We start from the raw sequence: 8,770 nt of genomic DNA, 5'->3' as shown, positions 1-8,770 counted from the left end.
CTGCAGGGGGGACCCTGTGGGAGAGTAGGACGCCGCCGAACTCAATTTGATAAAGCCGTGGTCCCCAGACAATGTCTGGGGACCACGGCTTTTTTGTGTTTCGGGTCGAGTCTCAAGTCGGACGCCCCTACTGCCCGTCCACCCCTCTGCACGGTCGGGCGACAACTGAGGGTAAGGTCAGGGGGCATCATTGGCTCTTTCCCACAGGAGGCCCCCGGGTGGAGGTCCAGGAGACTCGCGTCCAGACGGACCGGGTCCTCACCATCCCGAACATCCTCAGCATGGCGCGCCTGGCCGGCGTACCCCTCTTCCTGTGGTTGATCCTCAGGCCGGAGTTCGGGGGCCCCAAGAGCGACGGGTGGGCGCTGCTGGTCCTGGCGCTCAGTGGCATCAGTGACTACCTCGACGGCAAGCTTGCGCGCCGCTGGAACCAGATCAGCAACCTCGGCCGACTGCTCGACCCCGCGGCCGACCGGCTCTACATCCTCTCCACGCTGGTAGGCCTGACATGGCGGGAGATTCTTCCGCTCTGGCTGACCGCGGCGCTGCTGCTGCGCGAGCTGGTCCTGCTGGTGATGGTCGGCATCCTCAGGCGTCACGGCTATCCGCCGCCGCAGGTGAACTTTCTGGGCAAGGCCGCGACCTTCAACTTGATGTACGCCTTTCCACTACTGCTCCTCAGTGATGCAAGTGGCTGGATCGCCACACCCGCTGCTATTTTCGGATGGGCGTTCGCCGGATGGGGTACAACTCTCTATTGGTGGGCAGGGATCCTCTATGTGGTTCAGGTCCGCCGACTTGTGAAGGCGGACAACACGGCCGATTGAGCTCGCCGATTCGGCGGCTGTAACGGCTCCCAGGCCCGCATCTGACATATGCGGGCCCTCTCGGTGAGCTGAGTCGGCCAGACCGTCGTCTAATGAGGAGGACGTTTCCGACATGAAGGCCGTCGTGATGGCCGGCGGTGAGGGCACGCGCCTTCGCCCCATGACCTCGAGCATGCCCAAGCCGCTCCTTCCCGTGGCCAACCGGCCGATCATGGAGCATGTGCTACGCCTGCTCAAGAGGCACGGGCTCACCGAGACCGTAGTGACAGTGCAGTTCTTGGCGTCGCTCGTCAAGAACTACTTCGGCGACGGCGAAGAGCTTGGGATGGAGCTCACCTATGCCAATGAGGAGAAGCCCCTCGGTACCGCAGGCAGCGTAAAGAACGCCGAGGAAGCGTTGAAGGACGACGCCTTTCTCGTGATCTCCGGTGACGCGCTGACCGACTTCGACCTCAGCGACCTGATTGCCTTCCACAAGGAAAAGGGCGCGCTGGTCACTGTCTGCCTGACGCGCGTACCCAATCCGCTGGAATTCGGCATCACCATCGTCGACGAAGAGGGAAAGGTCGAGCGCTTCCTCGAGAAGCCGACCTGGGGGCAGGTCTTCTCCGACACGGTCAACACGGGCATCTACGTGATGGAGCCCGAGGTCTTCGACTACGTCGAGGCCGATGTGCCGGTCGACTGGTCCGGTGACGTCTTCCCGCAGCTCATGAAAGAGGGCAAGCCCATCTACGGCTACATCGCCGAGGGCTACTGGGAGGACGTCGGTACGCACGAGAGCTACGTCAAGGCGCAGGCCGACGTGCTGGAGGGCAAGGTCGACGTCGAGCTCGACGGCTTCGAGATCTCGCCCGGCGTATGGGTCGCGGAAGGGGCCGAGGTGCACCCCGACGCCGTACTGCGCGGCCCGCTCTACGTGGGTGACTACGCAAAGATCGAGGCGAACGTCGAGATCCGTGAGCACACTGTCATCGGGTCGAACGTCGTGGTGAAGGACGGCGCGTTCCTGCACAAGGCGGTCGTGCACGACAACGTCTACATCGGACAGCACAGCAATCTGCGGGGCTGCGTCGTCGGCAAGAACACCGACATCATGCGTGCCGCGCGTATCGAGGACGGCGCTGTCATCGGTGACGAGTGCCTGGTCGGTGAAGAATCGATCGTTCAGGGCAACGTCAGAGTTTATCCATTCAAGACGGTCGAGGCCGGTGCGTTCGTCAACACGTCCGTGATCTGGGAATCCCGGGGGCAGGCGCATCTCTTCGGAGCGCGCGGGGTCTCCGGCATCCTGAATGTGGAGATCACGCCCGAGCTCGCCGTACGCCTTGCGGGCGCGTACGCGACAACCCTGAAGAAGGGCTCCACCGTGACCACCGCGCGTGACCACTCGCGTGGTGCGCGGGCCCTGAAGCGGGCGGTGATCTCGGCACTGCAGACCAGCGCCATCGACGTACGGGACCTGGAGAACGTGCCGTTGCCGGTCGCCCGTCAGCAGACGGCGAGAGGCAGCGCCGGCGGAATCATGATCCGGACGACTCCCGGCGTGCCGGACTCCGTCGACATCATGTTCTTTGACGGGCAGGGCGCCGACCTGTCGCAGGGCAGCCAGCGGAAGCTGGACCGGGTGTACGCGCGCCAGGAGTACCGGCGGGCCTTCCCCGGTGAGATCGGCGATCTGCACTTCCCGTCCAGTGTCTACGACTCCTACACGGGCTCCCTGCTGCGGAACGTGGACACCACAGGTGTCGCCGAATCAGGACTCAAGGTCGTCGTCGACGCGTCCAACGGAAGCGCGGGACTCGTCCTCCCGAGCCTCCTCGGGAAGCTCGGGGTGGACGCCCTGACCATCAACCCGGGGCTCGACGAGTCGCGGCCCACCGAGACCGCCGACGCCCGCAGGTCCGGGCTCGTGCGGCTCGGGGAGATCGTGGCGTCCGCCCGGGCCGCGTTCGGCGTGCGGTTCGACCCGGTGGGCGAGCGGCTGTCGCTCGTGGACGAGAAGGGCCGGATCGTCGAGGACGACCGGGCCCTGCTGGTCATGCTCGACCTGGTCGCCGCCGAGCGGCGCAGCGGGCGGGTGGCGCTGCCGGTGACGACGACGCGCATCGCCGAGCAGGTCGCGGCGTACCACGGCACCCAGGTGGAGTGGACGACCACGTCGCCGGACGATCTCACGAGGGTCGGGCGCGAGGACTCGACCATCTTCGGCGGCGACGGACGCGGCGGGTTCATCGTCCCCGAGTTCAGCGGCGTCTTCGATGGCACCGCCGCCTTCGTGCGGCTCATCGGCCTCGTGGCGCGTACGCAGCTCACGCTGAGCCAGATCGACGCGCGCATCCCGCGTGCGCATGTGCAGCGGCGCGACCTCGCGACCCCGTGGGCCGTCAAGGGCCTGGTCATGCGGCGCGTGGTGGAGGCGGCCGGAGAGCGGTCCGTGGACACCACTGACGGCGTGCGGGTCGTGGAGAGCGACGGGCGGTGGGTGCTCGTGCTGCCCGACCCCGCTGAGGCCGTCACCCATTTGTGGGCCGAAGGGCCCGACGACGCGTCCGCCCAGGCGCTGCTCGACGAGTGGTCGACGGTGGTGGACAGCGCCGGCCGCTGACCTGCCCCGGCACCGGGCGGCACCCGCGACGGGTGCCGCCCGGCGCGCCGGTGGGGCCATTCGGAGGTAGCGCCCGCGACGTGCGACGATGTGCGGCATGCCGCAGCAGCCCCCCGTTCGGAGCACCCCCTCGCGCCCTCGGCGTCCGGACGCGTCCATGTCGCTGCTCACCACCGTCATGGACCACAGCCTGGACGAGGGATACGCGGAGGCGGCGGCCCGCAAGAAGGCCAGAGGGGCCAGTGGTGTGCCCCGCCCACTGCGGGCCAAACTGGGACTCGCGGCCGGACTCGTGCTCGCGGCGCTGGTGGTCACCGTGGGGGCCGCGCAGGCGCGGATAGAGGCGCCGGTGGTGGCCAAGGAGCGCGAGGAGCTCATCGACCGCGTCGAAGAGGCGACGGCGGGCGCCGACGCGCTCGAGGATGACGTGGACAAACTCCGCGACGATGTCGGAGAGCGGCAGGAGGCCGCGCTGAAGGAGCACGGCGGCAGCCAGGGCGAGCTGGTGGGGCTCCTCTCCGGCGCCACGGAGGTCCACGGGCCCGGCGTCAAGCTGGTGGTGGACGACAAGAAGCAGGCCGACCAGGGCGGCGGCGGACCCCGTGAGAGCGCCGACTTCTCCGACACCGGTCGGGTGCGCGACCACGACATGCAGCGGGTCGTCAACGGCCTGTGGCAGTCGGGCGCCGAAGCGGTGTCCATCAACGACCAGCGCCTCACCGCGCTGTCGGCGATCAGGGCCGCGGGTGACGCGATACTGGTCGACAACAGACCGCTGGTGCCGCCGTATACGGTGCTCGCGGTGGGGGACGCGAAGCGCTTGAGTACCCGGTTCCAGAACAGCTCCGACGGTCAGTACCTGCATGCTCTGCAGGAGAACTTCGGCATCCGGACCAGCATCTCCGTGTCGGACGAGCTCCGGCTGCCGGCAGCGCCCAGCGTGACCGTACGTACAGCAGAGCCGAAGGCAGGAAAGGGCACATCGTGATCGCCGTACTGGGCCTCGTCGTGGGAGTCGTGGCCGGATTGTTGGTTCGGCCCGAGGTTCCGGCGGTGGTCGAGCCGTACCTTCCGATTGCCGTCGTCGCGGCTCTCGACGCCGTGTTCGGCGGGCTGCGGGCCATGCTCGACGGCATCTTCGACGACAAGGTGTTCGTCGTGTCGTTCCTGTCGAACGTGGTGGTGGCCGCGCTGATCGTGTTCCTGGGGGACAAGCTGGGCGTCGGCGCCCAGCTGTCCACCGGCGTCGTCGTGGTCCTCGGCATCCGGATCTTCTCCAACGCCGCGGCGATCCGTCGGCACGTCTTCAGGGCGTGACGCCGATGAGTTCCGACGAGAGGCCCGAGTACAACCGGCGCAAGGAACTCCCGGCGGAGGTCCCCAGCGCGCCCGAGACGCCCGTACCGCCGGAGCCCGGACGGAAGCCGCAGCTCACCGGCCGCCAGCGGCTGGCGCAGGGGCTGTGGCCGCCGCGAGTGACGCGCCCTCAACTCATCGTGGCCCTGCTTCTGTTCGTGCTCGGGCTCGGTCTGGCCATCCAGGTGCGGTCCAACAGCGACAGCAGCGCACTGCGCGGTGCGAGACAGGAAGATCTCGTACGCATCCTCGATGAACTGGATGACCGAACTCAGCGTCTGGAAGAAGAGAAGCGACGTCTCGAGGACCAGCGGACCGGGCTGGAGAACAGCTCGGACCAGGCCGAAGAGGCCCGCAAGCAGACGGTCGAGCGGGAGAGGCAACTCGGCATCCTGGCCGGCACCGTGGCGGCTCAGGGGCCCGGCATCACGCTGACCATCGAGGACAAGAGGGGGGCGATCAAGGCGGACATGCTGCTTGACGCCATTCAGGAGTTGCGCGCCGCCGGCGCCGAGGCGATCCAGGTCAATGACGTACGCGTCGTGGCCAACACGTACTTGTCGGACGCCGGCGGCGGCCGTGGCGTACGGGTGGACGGTCACAAGGTCGGCGAACCGTACCTCTTCAAGGTGATCGGCAAGCCGCAGGATCTCGAACCTGCGCTGAACATCCCGGGAGGCGTGGTGCAGACTCTGGAGAAGGAGCAGGCCACGGTGACCGTGGAACGCTCGGAGAAGATCGTTGTGAACGCCTTGCGACCTGCGAAGCAGCCTGACTACGCTCGGTCGTCCTCCCAGTGAGGGGCGGGCGCGTGGGCGCCGGGAGGCGAGGGCATGAGGTTGCGGGGGGTCGGCGCACCGGAAGCGTGGTGCGTGGTGGAAACTGTTTGGTGGACACGGACGTTGTGAGGATGTCTGGCTCACCGATGAATGCCGGTGTGTGCAATCAGGGTTCGTCCTGCCCCACGGGCGGGTCTGTTTCGGTCAAGGGGAATCGCCCGTGAAGTTGTTTGCGAAGTTGTTCGGCAAGAGCGCACGAGAGGACAGCGGCAATCCGGCCACTGCCCGTCATCGTGCCCCGCGCCATGGTGATGGTGAGGAGCAGGGAGCCGAGCGCCCGATGTTCCGCGATCAGGTCGCTGGTCCAGGTGGTGACATTTCGGGCGGACAGGGCGCGTCATCTGTTGACCCTGCCGGTCCCGGCCGCATAGGTTTCGGAGAACCTTCAACCTCAGGTACGGGTGGAGGGTTTACCCCCGGCCCGTACGCATCGAATGCCCCTGCGGGGCAGCCACGGCAGGAGGACCAGTCCATGGCCCTGGTGTGTACGAGGTGCGGGAACCGCAACGCCGAGGCGAGCCGGTTCTGCTCCAACTGCGGTGCGCCGCTGCGGGCCGGAGCCGCGCCGGAGCGTCCGTCCGAGACGACCTCGACGATCTCCATCTCGGGTCTCGAGGCCTACGACGCCGAGACGACGGGGCAGACCCTGTCTCCCGCGCTCTCCCCGGAGGCGCAGGCGGCCGTGGACGCGCTGCCGCTCGGTTCCGCGCTGCTCGTCGTGCGCCGCGGTCCGAACTCGGGCAGTCGTTTCCTGCTCGACGGCGAGCTGACCACGGCGGGGCGTCACCCGCAGAGCGACATCTTCCTCGACGACGTGACGGTGTCGCGTCGCCACGTGGAGTTCCGTCGTGTCCAGGACGGTTCCTTCACCGTCGCGGACGTGGGCAGCCTCAACGGCACATACGTCAACCGTGAGCGCATCGACTCCGTCGCGCTCTCGAACGGTGACGAGGTGCAGATCGGCAAGTACCGGCTGGTCTTCTACGCGAGCCAGCGGGGCATCTGAACCACCCCCAGACGCCGTCCGGGGGGCATCCCCAGGGAAGGTCCATGCTTCAAACACCGAGGGGCGGTGCCGACTTCGGCACCGCCGCCGCGGACCGTCGGCTGATGAGCATCGGTACCGTGCTGAACGTCCTGCGCGACGAATTTCCCGAGGTCACGATCTCCAAGATCCGTTTTCTGGAGACCGAGGGGCTCATCGAGCCCCAGCGGACGCCGTCCGGTTACCGGAAGTTCAGTGCTCAGGACGTCGAGCGGCTCGGGCACGTGCTGCGGATGCAGCGGGACCACTACCTGCCGCTCAAGGTCATCCGGGAGCATCTCGACGCGCTGGAGCGCGGTGAGCGGCCTCCGATGCCGTCGCTGGGGCGCCAGCGGGACGGCGGGGACGCGCAGGGCCTGGACGAGGCCGAGGGGCCGACGGTGGCCCGCGTGGGCCGTGCCGAGCTGCTGGCCGCCGCCGGGATCGATGAAGTGCAGCTCAGCGAGTGGGAGGCGTACGGTCTCGTCGCACAGCTGCCGGACGGCGGGTACGACGCGGAGGCCGTCACGGTCGCCTCGCTCGTCCTCGAACTCGGCCGGTTCGGTATCGAGCCACGGCACCTGCGGGCCATGAAGGCCGCCGCCGAGCGCGAGGCCGGGCTCGTGGACCAGGTCGTCGCACCGCTGCGGCGGCACCGTAATCCGCAGACCAGGGCCCATGCGGAGGCCCGTACGAAAGAGCTGGCGGGACTCACGGGCAGGCTCCATTCGGCGCTCGTGCAGACGGCGCTCGGGGTCAGACTGCCCTGACCCGGACCACGCCCGGCCGGTACTCGGCGGGTGCCCGACTACCCAAACCTGCCGACCACGTCCTAGGGTTGCTGTGTGAACGAGCTCGACGTCGTAGGTGTCCGGGTCGAAATGCCCTCCAACCAACCGATCGTGCTCCTGCGTGAAGTGGGAGGCGACCGGTACCTTCCCATCTGGATCGGACCAGGTGAGGCGACCGCCATCGCCTTCGCACAGCAGGGCATGGCACCCGCACGGCCGCTGACCCACGACCTGTTCAAGGACGTGCTGGAAGCGGTGGGACAGGAGCTCTCCGAAGTGCGCATCACCGACCTGCGGGACGGTGTCTTCTATGCGGAGCTGGTCTTCGCCAGCGGGGTCGAGGTGAGCGCCCGGCCGTCCGACGCCATAGCGCTGGCGCTGCGCACCGGGACGCCGATCTTCGGCAGCGACGGGGTCCTCGACGACGCCGGTATCGCGATCCCGGACGAGCAGGAGGACGAGGTGGAGAAGTTCCGCGAGTTCCTCGACCAGATCTCGCCCGAGGACTTCGGCACCAACAGCCAGTGAGCCGTCTCGGGCGGCCCGCGTCGGGCCATTCGGCTAGCCTTTCCCCGCGGTGAGGCACGCGAAACCACTCTCAGGGTGATTATCACTCGGCGTGCCGAGTGTGGCGATCGTTGACGAGCCCCTGGCGACTGCCTACCGTCGAGAAGGCAGGTCAAGGAGGGAGGTCGGCGTGGGAAGCAGCGGCGACGGTACGGCGGTGGGCGGGCCGTACCCGCTCCACGGCGGGGCGACCGGTCACTCTCCGAATCGACCGATGGCGGTCCAGGGGAGCGGGGACGCGACGTCCGGGCACGAGCAGATCGGCTACCGCGGTCCCACCGCGTGCGCGGCCGCGGGCATCACTTACCGACAGCTCGACTACTGGGCGCGTACCGGCCTGGTCGAGCCCAGCGTGCGGGCCGCGGGCGGCTCCGGTACGCAACGCCTCTACAGCTTCCGCGACGTGGTCGTCCTGAAGATCGTGAAGCGGTTCCTCGACACCGGCGTCTCCCTCCAGAACATCCGCACCACGGTCCAGCACCTGAGGGAGCGCGGGTTCACGGACCTGGAACGGATGACGCTGATGAGCGACGGCGCGACGGTCTACGAGTGCACGTCGCCCAGCGAGGTCCACGACCTGCTCCAGGGCGGCCAGGGGGTCTTCGGGATCGCCGTGGGCGTCGTATGGCGTGATGTCGAGGCCGCGCTGTCCCAGCTGCACGGAGAGCGCATCGACACCGGCGAGACGCTCGTCGGGCACAACCCGGCCGACGAGCTGGCCAGGCGCCGCAACAAGGCCGTGTAGGCAGCCTCGGGCA

9 protein-coding genes are annotated in these 8,770 nt (G+C 68.0%); all 9 read left to right on the top strand.

What is annotated here, in order from left to right; all coding sequences use genetic code 11:
* Positions 1-218 precede the first annotated feature (218 nt).
* The 9 genes from clsA to AC07DI_RS15425 all read left to right on the top strand — a co-directional run bounded on the left by clsA (position 219) and on the right by AC07DI_RS15425 (position 8,757).
* Positions 219-827, top strand: coding sequence for a cardiolipin synthase ClsA (gene clsA / locus AC07DI_RS15465; protein ID WP_478904804.1), 609 nt, complete (start codon positions 219-221; stop codon positions 825-827).
* Positions 828-939: 112 nt separating this feature from the next.
* Positions 940-3,435 carry a sugar phosphate nucleotidyltransferase gene (locus tag AC07DI_RS15460; protein WP_478904803.1) on the top strand — a complete coding sequence of 832 codons (2,496 nt, stop codon included), beginning with the start codon at positions 940-942 and terminating at the stop codon, positions 3,433-3,435.
* Positions 3,436-3,523: 88 nt separating this feature from the next.
* Positions 3,524-4,423 (top strand): DUF881 domain-containing protein, encoded by a 900-nt coding sequence (locus tag AC07DI_RS15455; RefSeq protein ID WP_384251740.1) that lies wholly within the window; start codon positions 3,524-3,526, stop codon positions 4,421-4,423.
* Entirely contained in the window at positions 4,420-4,752 is a 333-nt protein-coding gene (locus AC07DI_RS15450) for a small basic family protein (RefSeq protein WP_003988855.1), read from the top strand. Before AC07DI_RS15455 ends, AC07DI_RS15450 begins: the two co-directional genes overlap by 4 nt.
* A 5-nt stretch (positions 4,753-4,757) precedes the next feature.
* A complete protein-coding gene (locus AC07DI_RS15445; protein WP_478904802.1) occupies positions 4,758-5,591 on the top strand; it encodes a DUF881 domain-containing protein in 834 nt (277 codons plus the stop codon).
* Positions 5,592-5,673: 82 nt separating this feature from the next.
* Positions 5,674-6,636, top strand: a complete 963-nt coding sequence (locus AC07DI_RS15440) for an FHA domain-containing protein (protein WP_384252138.1) — start codon at positions 5,674-5,676, stop codon at positions 6,634-6,636.
* Between the two features lie 44 nt (positions 6,637-6,680).
* Positions 6,681-7,424 carry a transcriptional regulator FtsR gene (gene ftsR / locus AC07DI_RS15435; protein WP_478904801.1) on the top strand — a complete coding sequence of 248 codons (744 nt, stop codon included), beginning with the start codon at positions 6,681-6,683 and terminating at the stop codon, positions 7,422-7,424.
* 75 nt (positions 7,425-7,499) lie between these two features.
* Positions 7,500-7,973, top strand: a complete 474-nt coding sequence (locus tag AC07DI_RS15430) for a bifunctional nuclease family protein (protein ID WP_384251747.1) — start codon at positions 7,500-7,502, stop codon at positions 7,971-7,973.
* A 169-nt stretch (positions 7,974-8,142) separates the two neighbouring features.
* Positions 8,143-8,757, top strand: coding sequence for a MerR family transcriptional regulator (locus AC07DI_RS15425; protein WP_384251750.1), 615 nt, complete (start codon positions 8,143-8,145; stop codon positions 8,755-8,757).
* Positions 8,758-8,770 lie beyond the last annotated feature (13 nt).

This window comes from Streptomyces sp. NPDC044106 (genome assembly GCF_056433985.1).
The sequence above is the reverse complement of the archived record's forward strand: the minus strand, read 5'-3'. Positions and strand labels throughout refer to the sequence as shown.